The sequence below is a fragment of the Nocardia tenerifensis NBRC 101015 genome (assembly GCF_000308715.1).
GTDB classification, from domain to species: Bacteria; Actinomycetota; Actinomycetes; order Mycobacteriales; family Mycobacteriaceae; genus Nocardia; species Nocardia tenerifensis.
Window position 1 is genome coordinate 15,312 of sequence record NZ_BAGH01000008.1, and the last position, 20,030, is coordinate 35,341.

General features: G+C 69.4%; 9 protein-coding genes. 4 read left to right on the top strand and 5 right to left on the bottom strand.

Features of this window, described 5'->3' with window-relative positions; all coding sequences use genetic code 11:
* Positions 1-73: 73 nt before the first annotated feature.
* Positions 74-5,392, top strand: a complete 5,319-nt coding sequence (gene pks13, locus ON39_RS00625; protein WP_373283646.1) for a polyketide synthase Pks13 — start codon at positions 74-76, stop codon at positions 5,390-5,392.
* A 27-nt stretch (positions 5,393-5,419) separates the two neighbouring features.
* Positions 5,420-6,964, top strand: a complete 1,545-nt coding sequence (locus ON39_RS00630; protein WP_040729434.1) for an acyl-CoA carboxylase subunit beta — start codon at positions 5,420-5,422, stop codon at positions 6,962-6,964.
* Positions 6,965-7,014: 50 nt separating this feature from the next.
* Here the strand turns inward: ON39_RS00630 and ON39_RS00635 are convergent, their stop codons facing one another.
* On the bottom strand, positions 7,015-7,512 hold the full coding sequence (locus ON39_RS00635; RefSeq protein ID WP_040729436.1) for a peptidylprolyl isomerase: 498 nt from the start codon (positions 7,510-7,512) through the stop codon (positions 7,015-7,017).
* 353 nt (positions 7,513-7,865) lie between these two features.
* Between ON39_RS00635 and ON39_RS00640 the strand changes: the two genes are divergently transcribed.
* Both ON39_RS00640 and ON39_RS00645 read left to right on the top strand, forming a co-directional pair.
* On the top strand, positions 7,866-11,228 hold the full coding sequence (locus tag ON39_RS00640) for an arabinosyltransferase domain-containing protein (protein WP_040729438.1): 3,363 nt from the start codon (positions 7,866-7,868) through the stop codon (positions 11,226-11,228).
* 135 nt (positions 11,229-11,363) lie between these two features.
* Complete coding sequence (locus ON39_RS00645; RefSeq protein ID WP_040729439.1) at positions 11,364-11,951, top strand: Uma2 family endonuclease; 588 nt, start codon at positions 11,364-11,366, stop codon at positions 11,949-11,951.
* Positions 11,952-12,321: 370 nt separating this feature from the next.
* Here ON39_RS00645 and ON39_RS49575 read toward each other — a convergent pair whose 3' ends face one another.
* The 4 genes from ON39_RS49575 to ON39_RS00665 all read right to left on the bottom strand — a co-directional run bounded on the left by ON39_RS49575 (position 12,322) and on the right by ON39_RS00665 (position 19,997).
* Positions 12,322-12,483, bottom strand: coding sequence for a hypothetical protein (locus tag ON39_RS49575; protein WP_169335846.1), 162 nt, complete (start codon positions 12,481-12,483; stop codon positions 12,322-12,324).
* 140 nt (positions 12,484-12,623) lie between these two features.
* Entirely contained in the window at positions 12,624-15,980 is a 3,357-nt protein-coding gene (locus ON39_RS00655) for an arabinosyltransferase domain-containing protein (protein ID WP_051186137.1), read from the bottom strand.
* 46 nt (positions 15,981-16,026) lie between these two features.
* A complete protein-coding gene (locus ON39_RS00660; protein ID WP_040729454.1) occupies positions 16,027-17,850 on the bottom strand; it encodes a putative glycosyltransferase family protein in 1,824 nt (607 codons plus the stop codon).
* A gap of 191 nt (positions 17,851-18,041) precedes the next feature.
* On the bottom strand, positions 18,042-19,997 hold the full coding sequence (locus ON39_RS00665; RefSeq protein ID WP_255219220.1) for a galactan 5-O-arabinofuranosyltransferase: 1,956 nt from the start codon (positions 19,995-19,997) through the stop codon (positions 18,042-18,044).
* Between the last annotated feature and the right edge of the window lie 33 nt (positions 19,998-20,030).

Below are 20,030 nucleotides of genomic sequence, written 5' to 3' on the forward strand. Positions count from 1 at the left end.
CGCGGCGGCCGACCAGGCCCCGGCGCAGGCGGCCGACGCCTTCACCGAGGCTTCCGGCGGCGCGCGGACCGATATGACGGTCGGCGAGCTGCGCGAGTGGCTGCGCAAGTGGGTCGCCGAGGCGACCGGGCAGCCGATCGAGCAGATCACCGTCGATCGGCCGATGGAGGAGTTCGGGCTCGCCTCGCGTGACGCCCTCGCCCTCGGTGGGGACATCGAGGAGCTCACCGGGGTCGTGCTGACGGCCACCATCGTCTACAAGCATCCGACGATCGCCTCGCTGGCCGAGGTGGTCATCAACGGCGAGCCCGAGGAGGCCGACGACTCCTCCGACGACGCCGCCTACACCTCCGGGTACTCCGCGAGCGAGGCGCACGACATCGCCATCGTCGGCCTGTCCACCCGGTTGCCCGGCGCGGGCGATACCCCGGAGTCGACCTGGGACTTCCTGATCAACCGCGGCGACGGTATTCGCGAGCTGCCGGAAGGCCGCTGGGAAGAGTTCCTCAGCGAGCCCGCCGTCGCCCAGGCCGTCGCCGAGGGCAACACGCTCGGCGGCTACCTCGATCAGGACGTGGTGAAGGGCTTCGACGCGGAGTTCTTCGCGATGTCGCCGCTCGAGGTCGAGCGGGTCGATCCGCAGCAGCGCCTGATGATGGAGCTGACCTGGGAAGCGTTGGAGCACGCCAGGATTCCCGCGAGCGACCTCAAGGGCGCGGCGGTCGGCATGTTCGTCGGCTCGTCCACCAGTGACTTCATGCTGATCTCGGCGCTCGGGCTCAGCTCGGAACAGGATCCGAACGTGCCCGCGTCCGCGCAGGCGTACGGGATCATGGGCAGCTCCACCGGCATCATCGCCAACCGGATCTCCTACTTCTTCGACTTCCGCGGCCCGTCGGTCACCGTCGACACCGCCTGCTCGTCCACCATCGTCGCGGTGCATCAGGCGGTGCGCGCGCTGCGCGACGGCGACGCCGACATCGCCCTGGCCGGCGGTGTGAACATGCTGCTCGCGCCGATGACCACCCTCGGCTTCGACATGGGCGGCGGCGTCGCCAAGAACGGCCGGATCAAGGCGTTCTCCGCCGACGCCGACGGCATGGTGCGCTCCGAGGGCGCGGGCCTGGTCGTGCTCAAGCGGCTGGTCGACGCCGAGCGCGACGGCGACCGGATCATGGGCGTCATCAAGGGTTCCGCGGTCAACAACGACGGCCGCTCCAACGGCCTGCTCGCGCCGAACCCCGACGCGCAGGCCGACGTGCTGCGCCGCGCCTACCGGGACGCGGGCATCGCGCCGTCCACCGTCGACTACATCGAGGCGCACGGCACCGGCACGCCGCTGGGCGACCCGATCGAGGCCGACGCGCTCGGCCGGGTGATCGGCCGCGGCCGCGACGACGACAAGCCCGCGCTGCTCGGCTCCGTGAAGAGCAACGTCGGCCACCTGGAGTCCGCCGCGGGCGCGGCGAGCCTGGCCAAGGTGCTGCTGGCGTTCGAGCACAACGTGCTGCCGCCGAACATCAACTACGCGGGCCCGAATCCGTTCATCCCGTTCGAGCAGGCGCACCTGAAGGTGGTCGACGAGCCCACCGAGTTCCCGCGCTACAGCGGCAAGGCGACGGTCGGCATCTCCGGCTTCGGCTTCGGCGGCACCAACGCGCATATCGTTGTGCAGGAGTACGTTCCGGCCTCGGCCGAGGTCGCGAAGGACGAGCCCGCGGCATCGACCGAGGCGGCCGTCGCGGGCGACGCGCAGGTCGCGGACCTCGACGACGAGGCAACCGACGTGATCGCGGAGGCGGACGCGGTCGTCGAAGCGGCCGAGGAAGACACGGCCCAAGACCTCGCGCCGGTGGCCGCGGCTCCCGCGGTCGAGCCGGAGTGGACCTCCGCCCGCACCGAGCCGCTGCCGGTGATCCTCGCGGTCTCCGGCTACCTGCCCTCGCGCCGCCGCCGCGCCGCCGCCGACCTGGCCGACTGGCTGGAATCCGATGCGGGCCGCGATGTTTCGCTGATGGACGTGGCCAGGTCGCTGGCCAAGCGCAGCCACTGGCGCTCGCGCGGCGTGGTGATCGCCAAGACGCACGAGGAGGCCGTCGCCGGGCTGCGCGCCATCGCGGCCGGCAAGCCGGGCCCCGGCGTCTTCACCGCGGACGCCCCCGCCGTCATGGGCCCGGTCTGGGTGCTCGCCGGTTTCGGCGCGCAGCACCGCAAGATGGCCAAGCAGCTGTATCTGGAGAATTCGATCTTCGCCAGGACCGTGGACGCGGTCGACGAGTTGGTGCAGGACGAGGCCGGTTACTCGGTGCGCGAGTTGTTCCTCGACGACGCGCAGGACTACAACGTCGGCACCTCGCAGGTCGGCATCTTCACCATCCAGGTCGGCCTCGCCGCGCTGCTGCGCGCGCACGGCGCGGAACCCGAAGCGGTGGTGGGTCATTCGATGGGCGAGGTGGCGGGCGCCTACATCGCGGGCGGGCTGACGCTCGAGGACGCGGTGCGGGTGATCTGCGCGCGTTCGCGGCTGATGCTCGAGGGCGAGCAGATGCTCAGCGACGCCGACGTGCGGAACATGGCGCTGATCGAGTACAGCGCCGAGGACGTCGAGAAGCTGCTGACCGAGTTCCCCGACGTCGAGGTCGGCGTCTACGCCGCGCCCACCAACACGGTGATCGGCGGCCCCAAGGACCAGGTCGAGGCCATCGTGGCGCGGGTCGAGGCGGCGGGCAAGTTCGCCCGCATCCTGCAGACGCGCGGCGCGGGCCACACCTCTCAGATGGATCCGCTGCTCGGCGAGCTCGCCGCCGAACTGGCCGGCATCGAGCCGGCCAAGCTGAAGACCGGCCTGTTCTCGACGGTGAACAAGGAACAGTTCTACCGCGCCGGCAGCGACCCGGTGCACGACGAGGACTACTGGGTGAAGAACATGCGCCACAGCGTGTACTTCACCAACGCGATCAAGCTCGCGGTCGACTCCGGGCACACCACGTTCCTCGAGCTCGCGCCGAACTCCGTTGCGCTGATGCAGGTTCTGGGCACCACGTTCGCCGCGGGCGTGCACGACGCGCAGCTGATCCCGACGCTCAAGCGCAAGGAAGACGAGTCGGCGGGCGTGATCGGCGCGCTGGCCCAGCTGTACGTGCACGGGCACAAGGTCGACCTGTTCTCGCTGCTGCCCCCGGGCGAGTACGCCGACGTGCCGCGAACCACGTTCGTGCGCAAGGAGTTCTGGCCCAAGGCCAAGATGTCGGCGAGCGGCAACACCCGCGTGCCCGGCGCGCACGTCGCGCTGCCGGACGGCAGGCACGCCTGGGAGGTGCAGGCCACTTCGGCGGGCGACCTCGCCGCGCTGGTGCAAGCCGCCGCGGCACAGGTGCTCAGCGACGTATCCCTCGGCGCCTCGATCACCCACGGTGCGATCCCCGCGGCGGGCACCCTGACCACCACGCTGACCCCGCACCCCGGCGGCGCGTCGGTGCAGGTGCACGCCAGGGAGAACAACGTCTTCCGGCTGCTGTTCGACGCGGTCGTCACCTCCGGTGCGCCGCTGCCCGAACCTGTTGTCGCGCAAGCACTCCCGGCCGCCGCGGCGGACTCCACGGCGAGCACCGAGCTGGAGGTCGTCGAAACCTTCGGCGAGCGTTGGGATCCCAACGGCACGCAGTCGCTCGAGGACCGGCTCGCGCTGATCGTGGCGGAGTCCATGGGCTACGCGGTCGAGGACCTCCCGATGGAGATCCCGCTGATGGAGCTCGGCCTCGACTCGCTGATGGCCATGCGCATCAAGAACCGCGTCGAGTACGAGTTCGACATCCCGCAGCTGCAGGTCCAGGCCGTGCGCGACGCCAACCTCACCGAGGTCGGCAAGGTGCTGCGCTACGCCATCGACCACCGCGAGGAGATGCTCGCGGTCGCCGAGCGCCAGGCCGCCGGCGAGAAGATCGTGGTCGACGCCGAGTTCATCACGGCGGCCCGCGCCGCCGTCGAGGCCGGCGCCGACCCTGCCGAGGTCGCGAAAGCGGCTGCCGCCGAGGGTAATTCGCTGGACGCGGAGAACACGTCGGTGGAGGCGGAGGCCGAGGAGATCGTCGCGGAGGCCGAGTCGTCCGCCGGTATCACCGGCGCGGCCGCCGATACCGCGACGCCCGCACCGGCCTCGGCCGAGCGGGTTGCCGCGGCCGATGCCAAGGAGTCGGCCGTCGAGCAGTCGCTCGACAAGGTGGACACCACCGCCGTCGGTGCGGCGGAGAAGCTCACCGCCCAGGCCGCGCCCGCCGCGGCTCAGCCCGTCTTCGGTGCTCAGCCCGCGGCCGTCGAGGAAGACGTGCCACCGCGCGACGCCGCCGAGCGGCTGACCTTCGCCACCTGGGCGATCGTCACCGGCCAGTCGGCGGGCGGCATCTTCAACACCCTGCCGATCCTCGAGGAAGAGGTCGCCGAGAAGCTGGCCGAGCGGCTCACCGAGCGGGTCAAGGCGGAGATCACCGTCGACGACGTGCTGGACTGCGAGACGATCGAGCAGCTGGCCGATGTCGTGCGTAGGTTGCAGGACAGCGGTGCCGACGTGGACGGATTCGTCCGGCCGCTGCGGGCACGTGCCGAGGGCTCGAATGCGGTGCCGGTCTTCGTCTTCCATCCGGCGGGCGGTAACACCCTGGTGTACGAACCGCTACTGAAGCGTCTGCCCGCCGGCACACCGATGTACGGTTTCGAACGAGTCGACGGTGCGATCGAGGAGCGGGCTCGTCAGTACGTACCGGAGTTGCGCAAGTTGCAGGGCAACGGGCCGTTCGTGCTGTACGGCTGGTCCCTCGGTGCGGTTCTCGCCATGGCATGCGCCCAGCTACTGCGCGCGGACGGTGCGGATGTGCGCGTGGTCGGCCTGATCGACCTAGCTATCCCGAGTCAGCCAGAGGACAACAGTCCCGAGGAACGGGTGCGTCGCATAGAGCGGTACCAGGCCTTCGCCAAGAAGACCTATGGGGTCGAGGGTGAGCTCCCACGTGAGCAGTTGGAAGAACTGGCTCAGGCTTCCGACGAGGAACAGTTCAAGATGATCTCGGACCTCATCAAGATGAGTGGCACGAAGATACCCGGCGGTGTGCTCGAGCACCAGAAGACGTCGTGGATCGAGAATCGTGCGCTGCAACAGGTCCGGCCGACACAGTACGACGGTGATGTGGTGCTCTATCTCGCCGATCGTTACCACGACGGCGCGATCGAACTGGAGCCGCGTTACGCCGAGCGGCTGCCGAACGGTGGTTGGGACGAGTACCTTTCCCATTTGGAAATCGTCCACATCCCGGGCGACCACCTGCAGATCGTCGACGAACCGCGGATCGGGAAGATCGGAGCCGACCTCACCGCGAAGCTTGCGACGATCACCCCTTGAAGGGGTGCACCTGACGAAAGGGGCGAAGTGACCACGACTGCCGAGAAGCTCGCCGACCTGCGCAAGAGACTGGACCTCGCGCAGGAACCGGCGGGCGAAGCGGGGGTGGCGAAGCGGGCGAAGAAGGGGATCCCGAGCGCCCGCGACCGGATCAACATGCTGCTCGATCCGGGCACCTTCGTGGAAATCGGTGCGCTGGTGCGCAAGCCGGGCGATCCGAGCGCGCTCTACGGCGACGGCGTGGTCACCGGGCACGGTCTGGTCGAGGGGCGGCCGGTGGCCGTCTTCTCGCACGACCAGACCGTCTACGGCGGCTCGGTCGGTGAGATGTTCGGCCGCAAGGTCGCCGGGATCATGGAGTACGCGGCCAAGGTCGGCTGCCCGGTGGTCGGCATCAACGACTCCGGCGGCGCGCGGGTGCAGGAGGCGGTGACCTCGCTGGCCTGGTATGCCGAGCTCGGCCGTCGTCAGGAACCGCTGTCCGGTCTGGTGCCGCAGATCTCGATGATCCTCGGCAAGTGCGCGGGCGGTGCGGTGTACGCCCCGATCAACACCGACATCGTGGTGGCGACCGAAGAGGCGTACATGTTCGTCACCGGGCCCAAGGTGATCCGCGAGGTCACCGGCGAAGACGTCAGCCTCGAGGAGCTCGGCGGCGCGCAGAGCCAGGCCGAGTACGGCAACATCCACCATGTCGCCGCGGACGAGCAGGCGGCGTTCGCATGGGTGCGCGACTACCTGAGTTACCTGCCGACCAGCTGCCAGGAGCTGGCGCCGATCGTGAATCCCGGCATCGAGCCGACGGTCACCGACAGCGACCGGGAACTGAATTCGCTTGTGCCCGACTCGGACAACGCCGCCTACGACATGCACGACGTGCTGCTGCGCATCTTCGACGACGGCGGCTTCCACGAGATCGGCGCCAGCGCCGGCCGCAATGTCATCACCGGTTTCGCCCGCGTCGACGGCCGCTCCGTCGGCGTCGTGGCGAACCAGCCGATGGTCTACGCGGGCGCGCTGGACGCGCGGGCGTCGGATAAGGCGGCGCATTTCGTGCGGCTGTGCGACGCGTTCGAGATTCCGCTGATCTTCGTCGTCGACACCCCGGGCTTCCTGCCCGGCGTCGAGCAGGAGAAGATCGGCGTGATCAAGCGTGGCGGCCGGTTCCTGTTCTCCTTCGTGGAGGCGACCGTGCCGAAAGTGACCGTGGTCATTCGCAAGTCGTACGGCGGCGGGTACGCGGTGATGGGCTCCAAGCAGCTCGGCGCCGACGTGAACCTGGCCTGGCCGACCGCCCGCATCGCGGTGATGGGCGCCGAGAGCGCGGTGAGCCTCATCGGCGGCAAGCAGATCGAGGCCGCGCCGGAGGAGCAGCGGGCGGCCATGCGCCAGCAGATGATCGACTTCTACAACGCCACCATGGCGACGCCGTGGGTGGCCGCCGAGCGCGGCTACATCGACGCGGTCATCGAGCCCGCCGACACCCGCCTGGAGCTGCGCAAGGCTTTGCAGCTGCTGCGCGACAAGTCGCTCGCGCGCAATCCGCGCAAGCACCACCTGCTGCCGCTGTAGCCGGAGTCGGGCCGCATCGGCGTTGCGGCGCGGCCCGATTCACCCGAGCGTCAGCCGAGGCTGGCGGACTCGATGACGACGTCGTCGACCGGCACGTCCTTGTGCCCGCCCGCGGAGCCGGTCCGCACCGCGGCGATCTTGTCGACCACCTCGGTGCCCTCGACCACCTTGCCGAACACCGCGTAGCCCCAGCCGGACGGGGTCGGCGCGGAGTGGTTCAGGAAGGCGTTGTCGGAGACGTTGACGAAGAACTGCGCGGTCGCCGAGTGCGGGTCGTTGGTGCGCGCCATCGCCACGGTGTACTTGTCGTTCTTCAGGCCGTTGTTCGCCTCGTTATCGATCGGCGACTGCACGCCCTTCTGCCGCATCCCGGGCTCGAAGCCGCCGCCCTGAATCATGAAGCCGGGAATGACACGGTGGAAGATGGTGCCGTTGTAGTGGCCCGCGTTGACGTAATCCACGAAGTTCTGCACCGTGTTCGGCGCCTTCTGGTCGTCAAGTTCCAGGACGATCGGTCCGTAATTCGTCGAGAGATTCACCTTGGTCATACCCACACCTTGCCAGCCCGCCGTCGCGCGCCTTTTGCCGGTCTTAGGATGCGGCGCGACTATCCCTGCGGGTCGGCGGCGGGCAGTACGGATCCCAGCGACGAGTTACTCGGGCAACCATGACATTTCGCCAGGTCACAGGGCCGCAATCCAATTCGTATTTCAAATGATCTACAAACGACGCCGGATCTCGCGAGAACACGGTAACTCGCCGGGCGCGTCCGCCCGCGATTCGGTACTAATCCACCGGGCGACGCCGAAACATACCGCGCCCCCAGTCGGCCTAATGACGCGCAGAGGCGGACCAGCCGGGGGAGAGACGTGACGGGGTGGGGCGGCTAGCATTGCCAATCGTGCCCGACGCCGCTACTGCTGTCCTGACGAAACCGCCCGCCGTTCCAGCGGCCTCGACGGCCGATTTCCGGACCGCGCGAATAATCGCGCTGGTCGCCGGATTGCTCGGCGCGCTGTTCGCCTTGGCGACCCCGTTCCTGCCGGTGACGCAGACGACGGCGCAGTTGAACTGGCCGCAGACCGGACAGCTCGGCAATGTGCAGGCCCCGTTAATGTCTCAGGTCCCGATCGACCTGAGTGCCAGCATTCCCTGCAGCGCGGTCGCGCAGCTGCCGGAGCGCGGCGGCATGCTGCTGGCCACCGCGCCGCCGCAAGGTGACCGGGCCGCGCTCGAGGCCCTGTTCATCCGGGTGTCGGACACCAGCGTGGACGTCGTCGACCGCAACGCCGTCGTGGTGTCCGCGCCGCGCTCGGACATGGGCCGCTGTTCGTCGCTGGAGCTCACCTCCGACCACGACCGCACGCACGCGGAGTTCAAGGGCCTGACCACCACCATCACCAAGCCGGTCGAGGGCGCGGCGCCCGGGACCGAGGAGCAGGTCGAGGTGCCGGTCGAGGGCACGCTGAACGGTGACCTGCGTCCGCAGGTGGTCGGGGTGTTCTCCGAGCTGAAGGGCGCGGCGCCCGCCGGACTCGGCCTGCACATGACCATCGACACGCGCTTCTCCACCAGCCCGACCGCGATCAAGCTGATCGCGATGATCGCCGCGGTGCTGTGCACCCTGGCCGCGCTCGCCGCGCTGGCCCGGCTCGACGGCAGCGACGGGCGCGGGCACCGCCGGATTCTCCCGTCGAACTGGCTCAAGCCGACCTGGGCGGACGGCGCGGTCATCGGCACGTTGCTGGTGTGGCATTTCGTCGGCGCCAACACCTCCGACGACGGCTACATCCTGAGCATGGTGCGCGTCGCGCCGCACGCGGGCTACATGGCCAACTACTTCCGCTGGTACGGCGTGCCGGAGGCGCCGTTCGGCTGGTACTACTACGTGATCCAGCTGTTCGCGGAGTTCTCCACCGCGAGCCCGTGGGTGCGCCTGCCCGCGCTGGCCTGCGCCATTCTCTGCTGGATGGTGATCAGCCGCGAGGTGGTGCCCCGGCTCGGGCGGGGTGTGCGGCACAGCAAGGTCGCGCTGTGGACCGGCGGGCTGGTGTTCCTCGCGTTCTGGATGCCGTTCGACAACGGCCTGCGTTCGGAGCCGATCGTCGCGCTCGGCGCGCTGCTGACCTGGGTCTCGATCGAGCGAGCCATCGCGACCGGGCGGCTGCTGCCCGCGGGCGTCGCGGTCCTGGTCGCCGCGTTCACGCTGGCGGCCGCGCCGACCGGCCTGATGTGTGTGGCCGCGCTGCTCGCCGGTGTGCGCCCGCTGGTGCGGATCGTGGTGCGCAGGCGACGCCAGTTCGGCTCGGCCGGGTCGAAGTGGTGGTCGACGCTGCCGCTGCTCGCGCCGATCGCCGCGGCCGGGCTGCTGGTGTTGATCGTCGTCTACAGCGACCAGACCTTCGCGGGCATCCAGGAGGCCAACCGGGTGCGGCAAGTGACCGGGCCGAACCTCGCCTGGTACGAGGACTACCTGCGCTACTACTACCTATTCGTGGAGACGGTCGACGGTTCGCTCGCCCGCCGGTTCGCGTTCCTGGTGATGCTGCTGTGCCTGTTCACCACCATGCTGGTGCTGTTGCGGCGCAGGCAGGTGCCCGGCATCGCGAGCGGGCCGAGCTGGCGGTTGATGGGCGTCGTGTTCGGCACCATCTTCTTCATGATGTTCAACCCGACCAAGTGGACCCACCACTTCGGCGCGTACGCCGGCATCGCCGGCTCGCTGGCCGCGGTGACCGCGGTCGCGGTGTCGGCCTCGGCCCTGCGCGCCAGGAAGAACCGCGCGATCTTCCTGGCCGGGTTGTTGTTCGTGCTCGCGCTCGCGTTCTCCGGCATCAACGGCTACTGGTACGTGTCCAGCTTCGGCGTGCCGTGGTTCGACAAGCGGGTCTCGCTGCACGGCTACCAGTCGAACACCCTGATGCTGGCCCTGTTCGGCGTCGCGCTCGCCCTGGTCGCCTGGCACTCGCTGCGCGAGGGTTACGCCAAGCCGGAGGCCTCGCCGAAGTCGGCGCGCGGCAAGCGGATTCGCAAGTTCGCCGCGATCCCGCTGACCGTCGTCGCCGCGCTGATGGTGCTGCTCGAGGTGGCGTCGCTGGTCAAGGGCGCGGTCTCGCAGTACCCCGCGTACTCGCTGGCCCGCTCGAACTTCGACGCGCTCGGCGGCAGCACCTGCGGCCTCGCCAACGACGTACTGGTGGAACCGAATCCGAACGGCGGCACGCTGCAGCCGATCATCGATCCGGCCCATCCGCTCACCGACCCCAACGACCCGCTCGCCGGCGTCGACCCGGTCGGCTTCGACCCGAACGGCGTGCCGAACGACCTGTCCGCCGACAGCGTCGAGGTGAAGCCGGGCACCGGCAACACCTCCACCCAGTCGGTCGGCGCCGCGTTCGCCGAGGGGCAGAGCGCGGGCACCGGCGGCGGTCAGGGCGCGCGCGGCGTGAACGGCAGCACCGTGGCGCTGCCGTTCGGGCTCGACCCGGCGACCACGCCGATCCTCGGCAGCTACCAGAACAACGTGCAGCAGCCCGCGCATCTCACGTCGAGCTGGTACGGGCTCGCGCCGCGCTCCGCGGACAGCCCGCTCGTGGTGATCTCGGCGGCCGGGCGCATCCTCTCGGTCGATGACACCGGCGACACCAAGTACGGCCAGTCGCTCACCGTCGACTACGGCCGCAAGCTGCCCGACGGCAGCGTCGAGAAGCTCGGCACCTATCTGCCGCGCGACATCGGCCCGTTCCCGTCCTGGCGCAACCTGCGCGTCCCGCTCGACGAGATCGCGCCGGAGGCCGACGCGGTGCGCATCGTCGCCAACGACCCGATCCTCATCGGTGACCAGTGGCTGGCGTTCACCCCGCCGCGCATGCCGAAGTTGCAGTCGCTCAACAGTTTCATCGGCCCCGACCAGCCGGTCCTCGAGGACTGGGCGGTCGGCCTCCAGTTCCCCTGCCAGCGCCCGCTCTATCACAAGAACGGCGTCGCCGAGGTTCCCGGCTACCGCATCCTGCCCGACCGCCCGCTGGCCATCAGCTCCACCAACACCTGGCAGGCCCAGGAGTTCGGCGGCCTGCTCGGCTTCTCCCAGATGCTGGCGAAGTCGGTGACCGTCCCGACCTACCTCAAGGACAACTGGGCTCGTGACTGGGGCTCCCTGGAGCGCTACGACCAATACGACCGCACCGCCACCCCCGCCGAACTGGAGACCGGCACCGCCACCCGCTCCGGCCTCTGGTCCCCCGGCCAACTCCGCGTGTTCTGACACCCATCGCGCGACCGCAGGCCCGTTGAGCAAGGCACTCGCTCAACGGGCCTGCGCCCGTTCGTGGCTGCCTGATTCGCTGCCGACCTGGAAACATCCGGGTCGAGCGGGATCGGTGCCCGGTAGGCTCACGGCATGACGAGCGGCGCACCCAGCGACTGGTACCGGTGGATCCCGGAGCAGATCAGCGCGCGGGACTATGAGCTTCTGCCAGAAGACTTCTGCCGCACGATCGAGGTCGTCGACGGCCACATCGTGAAGTGTGAGAGTCCGTCACGCTTGCACAATCGGGTGGCGCGCCGCATCGCCACGCACATGGAGGCCGGACGCAAACCGGAGCCGTGCCTGATGGTCGATACCGATGTCGACGTCCGCATCAGCGACGTTCCGTTGAGTCTGCGCAGACCCGATGTGATCGTGTACCGCTGCCTCGATGATGACGCGAAGCTCTACGCGGGTGACACGGTGCTCGTTGTCGAGGTGGTTTCACCCGACAGTTCCTTCCACACCGACACCGTGGAGAAGAAGGCGGCCTACGCCGCCGCGGGTATTCCGGTGTACCTCATAGTTTTTCTGACCGAAGCGGCCGACGGCATCGAGCTGATCGAGGAGTATCGCCTGTCCGAAGGGCGATACCACCTCGTCTGCCTGCACACCCGCCGCCTGACAGTGGACTCACCCATCCCGGTCGACATCGCGTTCGGTGACCTGGCGTCAGGATAAGCGGCGCATGACCGATTTGCGACTGTGGCCCGGCTAGGTCTTGACAGCGTCAATGCGGGCTGAAGTGGCGAAATCCGGTGCGGCTTCGACTGTTCCAGTGAAAGACAGACGTCGTGTCGGGATGGTCGGGTGCTGATCAGTAGGTCGACCATGGCTGGCGATCAAGCGCAGGACGACCGGCCGGAGGTCCTTCTGCTCGTCCTCTGTCAACAGCCGGACGAGCGAAGGTAGGTCCATGTGATCGAGGGCGGCGGTCATGGCATCAAGACCATCGCTCGCGAACTCGCTTGACCTGTCCATTGCCGTGGCGACTCCGCTCCGCGCGAGGTGGGGTGGTCGGCCCGTACCTTCGCGGTGACGGGAGGGTTGCTCAGACCTGTGTCATGCGCAGACCGAGTTCGCGGCGGAGGACCTCTTGGGAGGGGAGGCGGTTGAGTACGCGGAGGACCGCGGGGCGCAGTTCGCGTTGCTCATCGGGGGTGAGCAGGCCGACCAGGTCGCGCAGATCCATGTGATCGAAAGCCGACGTCATAGTGCACAGGTTACGGATTTTCGCGGGTTTCGTCCTGCGATCCCGCGGCGATTTTGCCGTCCAACCGGTCTGTTTACAACATCTTTGCGGCGCCGCAACACCGAACCGGCCGGTCCGGTGTTGCGGAAGGGCTACCGCGCCTAGCGAACCCGGATGGGATCGTCCTCGGCCAACCCACTGCGGGTCTCGACGGTGACGCCGATCTCAGCCGGCTTCGCCTTCGGGTCGTAGGGGGTGAACTTCTCCAGCGACCCCCAGTCGCGCGACCAGTCGCGGTCGAGGTAACTGGGGATGGTCTCGGACTTCAGCAGCAGCCCCGTCCAGCCGAGCGGCCCGCCACCGATATCGTCCTGCCAGGCGTTGGACGCGTCGGAGCCGACGCGGTCGGGCAGGATGCGCCACGCGGGCGCCTCGGCGACCCCGTCGTGATGGTCGAACGGGCGCTGGCACGGGAACGCGAGCCCGACGTGCCAGTCGAGCAGCACCGGATTCGCCGAACCGACAACGGAGTTCAGCGTCGCCAGCCTGGGCAGCCGGGGCGGCGTGACCGCGAGCCACTGCTTGGGGGTGATGTCGTTGTCCACCGCGACCAGGCGCACCGCGTTCACCTCGGCGGGCAGCTGGTTCAGCGGCACCCGCAGGTTGCGCCAGGACGGCGCGGGCCCGATGTCGATCGGGTCGACCGTGCCGAGCTTGCGCACCGACCCGTCCGCCTCCCGCACGCCGTACTCCACGTGCAGTTCCTGGCCGTAGGTGACGACGCCGTCGGCGTCCACGTGCCGGATGCGGCCCGCCGCGGTGATCGCCAGCACCTGGTAGGCCGGGTCGTCGCGCATGTCAGCGGTCAGGTCGAGGCGGTACCACTGAGAGGTCAGCGCGGCCTGGCGCTGCTCGTCCTGCTGGTAGCTGCCCATGACCGGCGTGGTCGCCGGGTCGAGGCCGAACGGCAGGGCGACCTTGCTGCCGTTGACGCCGATCCGCGTGGTCGTTCCGCCGCCGGTGCCCGCGCCGGTGGTCTTGGTGGTCTTGTTCTTGGAGTCGGAGTCGACGGAGTTGGCGCCGCCGGTCACGGTCTCGTCCGCGTCGGCGGTGAGGTCGCTCGCGACGCCGTCGGGCGTGAATCCCTTACTCTCGGCGGCCAATCCGTCGGCGGGCGCGCCGGAGTACGGCAGCAGCAACGACTTCGACGTGTCGGTCTCCACCAGCACCTCGTTGGCGAGTGCACACGAATCTCCCTTCAAGGACTGGAGATTCGACTTGGCGACCGAGTACGCGGGGTACTGCGCGACCGCCGCCTTGGCCAGCGAGGCCACCTCGAACAGCACGAGGATCGCCGCGGCGATGGTCAGCGGCGCGGTCGCGAACCGATCGAAACGCTTCGGCGCGCGCTCGCGGCGATACGGCTCCCGATAGTGCAGCCACACCGCGACCACCAGCGCGAGCCCGCTGAGCCCGAGGAACAGCGTCGAGAAGCCCTTGCCCGCGACCAGCGGGGCCTTGTCCCACCACGGCACGCCGTAGCTGGACACGTACCACCAGCCGTTCGAGCCGGTGAAGGTCACCGCGAGCAGGAAGAGCACCGCGGCCGCGAACAACGCCCTGTTGCGCGGCGACCGAATACCCTCGCTGCCCACCGCGACCGCGGCCAGCGCGGCCAGCGATCCGGCCAGCCCCGCGTACACGCCGAAGTGGTGGGTCCACTTGGTCGGGGTGAACATCATCAGCATCAGCGACGCGAACACGATGCCGAGAATGCGCACCGACGGCCCGCGCGAGGTGCCGGGAATGCGCCCCTTGCGCAGCACCTGCAGCACGCACACCAGCAGGCACAGCAGCATGACCAGCACGCCGAACCGCCGCGCCAGCGAGCCGTCCGGCGAGAGCATCAGCAGCGAGTCCCAGCGGGTGCGTTCGTCGAACCAGGCCACGTTCGGCCCGACGATGGTGCGCACCCGGGTGGCCTCCAGCACCGTCGACAGGGTCTGATCGGCGAAAACCACTACCAGCACAAGGGTTCCGGCGGACAGGCCGGGCGCGAGCAGCGCGAGATAGCGGAAGGCTCTTGTCGCCCAGGATGATCGAGCCCCGTAGAGTTCGTGCGCACCGTTTCCTGTTGCCGCGCCACGGTTCTCGGGCGCGTCGGCTGAATCGCCTCTTTCAGTGACGCGGTACCCGGGAACAACCCCGCGCGCCCGCTTGATGATGATCTGGAGCACCGGCCGCGATCCCGCGATCAGCGCCGCGATGCAGATCAGCCCGGTCGGCCCGGCGGCCAGCGAGAATCCCGCGATCAACACCGCGACGGCGGCCGGCAGCAGCCGCCCGGTGGCGATGGCCCGCTCGATCGAGCACCAGGTGAGCAGCGCGCCCGCCGCGATCAGCGGCTCGGGCCGCAGGCCGTTGTCGTAGGGCAGCCAGAAGGCGAGGAACACCAGCCCGGCCGTCCACAACGCGACCTTGTTCCGCCGCACGCGAGCGCCCAAGCGCGGCAACACTTCCCGGCTGATCACCAGCCAGCACACCACGCCGGCCAGCAGGGCGGGCAGCCGCATCCAGGGGCTGGCGTCGGTGACCCGGGTCATCCAGGCGAGCACCTCGTACGACCAGCCGAACGGCGCCTCCGGCACCCCGAACCAGCGGTAGTAGTTGGCCATGTACCCGGCGTGCCCGGAGGCCCGCGCCATGTTCAGGATGTAGCCGTCGTCGGAGGTGTTGGCGCCGATGAAGTGCCACAGCCCCAGCGTGCCGAGGACCACCGCGTCGGTCGCGGTGAACCGCCACCAGTGCGCGGGCAGGAACCGGCGGGCCCGCCGCCGATCGCCGGTGTCGAGCAGGTGCAGCGCGATCAGCGCGATCACGGTGCACACCACGGCCGCGACGATCGCGGCGAGCTTGAGCGCCGACGGCGAGGAGGAGAAGCGCGAGTCGAGGTCGGCGTGCACCCGGGCTCCGGTCAGCCGCCCGGCGTCGAGATCGGTGAACACGCCGACCATCTGCGGCCGGATGTCCCGGGTCACGGTGTTGCGGAACGGCGTTCCGTCCTGCCGGGACGCGCCGGTGATCTCGGTGGTCGTCGCGGCGGCCGTCGAGTCGACGGTGAGCGCCGTACAGCCCGCCGCGCTGATCTCCGCGACGGGCGCGGACAGCAGCGGAATGTCTCGCAGCACCACGGAGAGCGTTCCGTCGGCGACCGAGACGACCAGCCCCTTGGTCGCCGCCTGGCCCGACGAGACCGGCGCGGTCGACATCACCGTGCCCGACGGTCCCACCGCCTGCACGAGCGAGCACGGCAGCGTCGCGCTCAGCCGCAGCGGCTGATACGACACCAGCGGCGCCTCGACGCTGCTGAGCCCGGCCTGTGGCCAGTCCAGCGTCGCCCGGTCCTGCCGCACCGGCAGCAGCGGTGTCAGCAGCGCCAGCACGAATCCGAGGAGCCCGGAGACGAGGGCGATCAGGCGGTAACGGGTGAACGCTCGAGTTGATCGGTCCGGTCGCACGGGGGTTGATGCTAGCCACCCGATGGTTCGCGACCGGTGATCACCACTATCTCAGCGCGCGAACATCCCAGACCCACACCCCGTCGACCGGCTTGGGGCCGAAGCCGAGCAGCTGCGTCACGGTGGTGCGCAGCGTGTCGCTGTTGCTGATCGGGGGCAGCACCAGCACGTCGGCCCGCCAGAAGTTCAGGTCGTCGCGGATCTGGGCGCGCGCCTCGTCGGTGATCGGCGGCACCTTGCCCGTCTCCAGCGCCTGGACCAGCAGCGCGGTCGTCGGACGCAGCTCCGGGCCGTAGATGCCCTTCTTCTGCGTGCCGGTCGGTCCGACGAAATACCCGCCCGCGAGCGGGAACTCGAAGTCCGCGGCGGCCTGCCAGCGCAGCGCGCCCGCGTCCATCGGCCGCGGCGGCGGAATCAGCACCACGGAGCCGTCGTCGACGTAGTCGCGCACCGTTCCGTCCGCGAAGAACGCGGGCGTCGCGGGCCGCTGGACGACCGGCAGGACGGTCGGAATCAGCGGCGTGAGCGCGAACAGCAGCGCGCCGAACCAGGCGAGCGGGCGCCAGTCGACCGGGGACTCCCGCCACCAACCGATCGCCCGCTGGGTCGCCAGGGCCAGGATCGCGGCGATGGCCGGGATGGCGGCCATGGTGAGCCTGCTCTCCAGCACGGTGTTGAGCAGCGGGACGTGTTCGGCCCAGCGCCAAGGCAATTCGATGCCGGTGTCGCGCTTGCCGAACATGGCGACCGCGCCGAGCGAGAGCACGCCGAACACCACGATCACCACGCCCGCGGCCCGCACCACGCGTTCGCGCCGCAGCAGCACGATGGCCGCGGCGAGCACCAGCAGCAGCGGCCAGCCGAAGTAGGCGTTCTGCTCGGTCTCGTTGATGGCGACGTACTGGCCGGGGGAGAAGATCCCGCCGAGCGACTCGGACGGGAACTGCGTAATCGCCTTCAGGTCGTTGCCCATCGGGCCGTGGTCGATGGAGCGGTAACTCTGCGGCCCGAAGAACTGCCACCACAGCGGTATCGCGGTGAGCACCAGGGCGATCACGCCGGCCAGCAGGACCGGCGGGGCGATCCCGCGCAGCACGCGCAGCCCCAGTCGCGGCGTGTGCAGGTAGTACACGGCCGCGAACAGTGCGAACGACAGCGCGAAGATCAGCAGCGGCTCCTCGCCGAGCGCGATCTGCAGCGCGACAAGGAATCCCAGCACGGCGGCGTCGCGGATGTGCCGACGCCGGTCCGCGCCGCGGGCAACGGCTCGCCGAGCCATCCGGATCAGTAGCCCGGCCATGATCGGAAGTAGAAGCAGCACAACGAAGTTGGGGTGCGCGTTGGCGTGGGAGATCATCGCGGGCGCGAAACCGCAGAAGAGCCCGCCGATTCCGGCCGCGGTCCGCGACTCGACCAGCTCGCGGGAGAACAGCCAGTACCAGGCCAGCGCCGTGGTGGCCAGGCCCAGCGTCAGCACGAGCACGAACGTCACGGTCGGGCCGAACAACAGGGTGATCGGGGTCAGCGGCACCCCGACGCCGAACATGGCCGTGTTGGCCATCATGTTCACCCCGGCCGGGAAGTTCTGCAGATTGGTGCCGAGCGGATTCTCCAGATGCGCCACCGAGTGCGCGGTGACCGCGAAGAACCACTCCCACATCGTCTGGTCCTGACCGCTCTTGATCAGGTACCCGCTCTGCGTATTGCGCCACTGGCCGGACAGCACGACGACGGCCGAGACCAGATAACCGACGGCGACGATCGCATCGATCCGGTCGACCCGCAAGCGTGGCAGTCTTCGCTTGCGAGCCGTCCCCCTGGTGAGCACTCCGGTCCCGGTGGTTTCCCCGCCGACGACCGCTACCGCCAACTCGTCCTGCGTGCCCGAATCGACCTGTTGTGCCCGTACCACCCGCGAACTTCTCCTACAACTAGCGCTGACTCAGCCGCCCACGCTACCCAAACAGGCTGTGCCTTGCCTGGCAACGAAAGCGTCGACCGAGCCGGGACAGGGCAGCGGCGCAGCTCGAGCCGCGACCGCGCCCTGTTTCGTGAGCTGCGCTACCGACGGAGGGTGACCAGCGTGAACGGCCCGATGTCGGTGATGGTGAAGCGCGGGTCGGCGAACAGATCCTTCGGGAAGGCGACGGTGTAGCGCTGCACGTTCGGGTCGTTCGGGTAGACGTCCCTGGCCAGGCGCAGCGTGTAGGTGTCGCCGCTGTTGCGGAACAGGAAGGCGTCCGGGGCCCGCCACGGGCTCGCCGCCAGCGCGTCGAGCAGCGCGCCGGGCGTCTTCAGCTTGCTCCAGCCCTCGATGGTCGCGGCCCGTCCCGCGAAGTCCGCGAGCGGATTGGCGTAGTGCGAGGTGAGGGCCTGGAAACCGTAGTAGGGGTAGAAGGACAGGAAGCTGGTGTCCGCGGTGAGGACCACCGTGTCCGAGCGCGGCCGTCCGGTCTGCGCGGTGAGCGCAGCGTCCACCGCGCCGTAGTGCGCCACCGCCGACGGGGCGCGCTGGTCCGCGCGGACCCCGTTCCCGTCGGTGTCGGTGTACGCGGTGGTGATCTCCGGAGCCAGAATGTGCGGGATGTTCTGGGTGAACGCGAGCGCGCCCGCGATCGCGACCGCCACGGCCGCGAGGCGGAACCGGCTCGGCTCGCCGATCGCCTGGTAGATGGCCCGCGCGCCCTCGACGAACCCGAACGCGCCCGCCGCGCCGAGCAGCACGAGCAGCACCGGTTCCAGCCGGAACGACAGCAGCGTGGTCCCGGCGGCGGTCGCCGCCATCGACAGCAGCGTCCACAGATAGATCGCCGCTACGCCGATGCCGAGCGCCTGAGCGCGCCGCGAGGAGGCCGCGCGCACCACGAGCCAGACCAGACCGACCAGGCACAGCGCCCCGGGCAGCGAGAACTCCGCCATCGGGAGCGGCAACTCGGCTCCGGACTCCGGCAGGTAGTGGAATGCGGAACCGGACCGCGAGGGCACCCCGTGCAGCGCCTTCAGCAGAATTGGCAGCCAGACGATCAAGGCCACCAGCCCGGCGATCACACCGATCACCACCAGTCGAGCCAACGGGGAAATCGCCGCCCGCCACGCGGGACCGGAGTCCTCGGCGGTGTCGCCGAGCCGCGGATGAGCGGCCGCGTACCGTTCGCGCACCGCGAGCCCGGCCGCCACCAGCCCCATCAATCCGACGGCGAACGCCGCGACGCCGAAGTACAGCGTGTAGAAGGTCGCGGCCACACCGAGGAACAGTCCCGTGCCGAGCACGGCACCCCAGCCTCCGGCGGTCCCGCGCCCACCCTCGTGCGGCCGGTGCAGCGCGCCCCACCCGAGCACCAACGCGGGCGGCAGCAGCAGCACGATCACCGAGCTGTAGGCCTCCGGCGAGGAGTACGCGACCGTGAGCGCGGTGACCGACGCGGCCACCGCGATCGCCCAGTCCGCGCGAATCAGCTTGGACCACAGCACAAGTGCGATCACCGCGGCCACCGAGATCGATCCGATCGCGTACGGCTTGAACGCCTCCCAGCCTGCCATGCCCAGCACGTCGGCGACGCGTCCGCCGATCCAGAACCACCCCGCCGGATAGAACGGCGGCAGGTCCGCGTAGGTCATGTCGTGCAGCGCGGCGGAGTCGGTGAGCCGGGTCAGGTACTCCGTGCGGAACTCCTGATCCACCGAGACGCCGAACAGGTACAGCTTCGTCGCCGCCAGCGGCATGCCGAGCGTGCACGTGACGAAGGTCGAGATGCCAACCCAGGAAAGCACTTTCGCCACCCACGGCCGGGCGAACCACGTGCCCCGCCGCGTCCGCGTCGACGCGATCGCGGCGACCAGGAAGACGGCCGCGACGACCTGCCCCACCGTCGTCAACGCCCGAGTCACATTGGAGGAGTTGAACGCCGGCCACTGCACCATCGAGAACGCGACCAGCCCCACCGCGGTGACCGCGACGGCGACCAGCGTCGCCACGAACGCCTCGCCTATCCCGGACCCGATGTGCCTGGCCAGCAACGAACCTCGCCCGCGCACCGGCGCAGGCGTCGC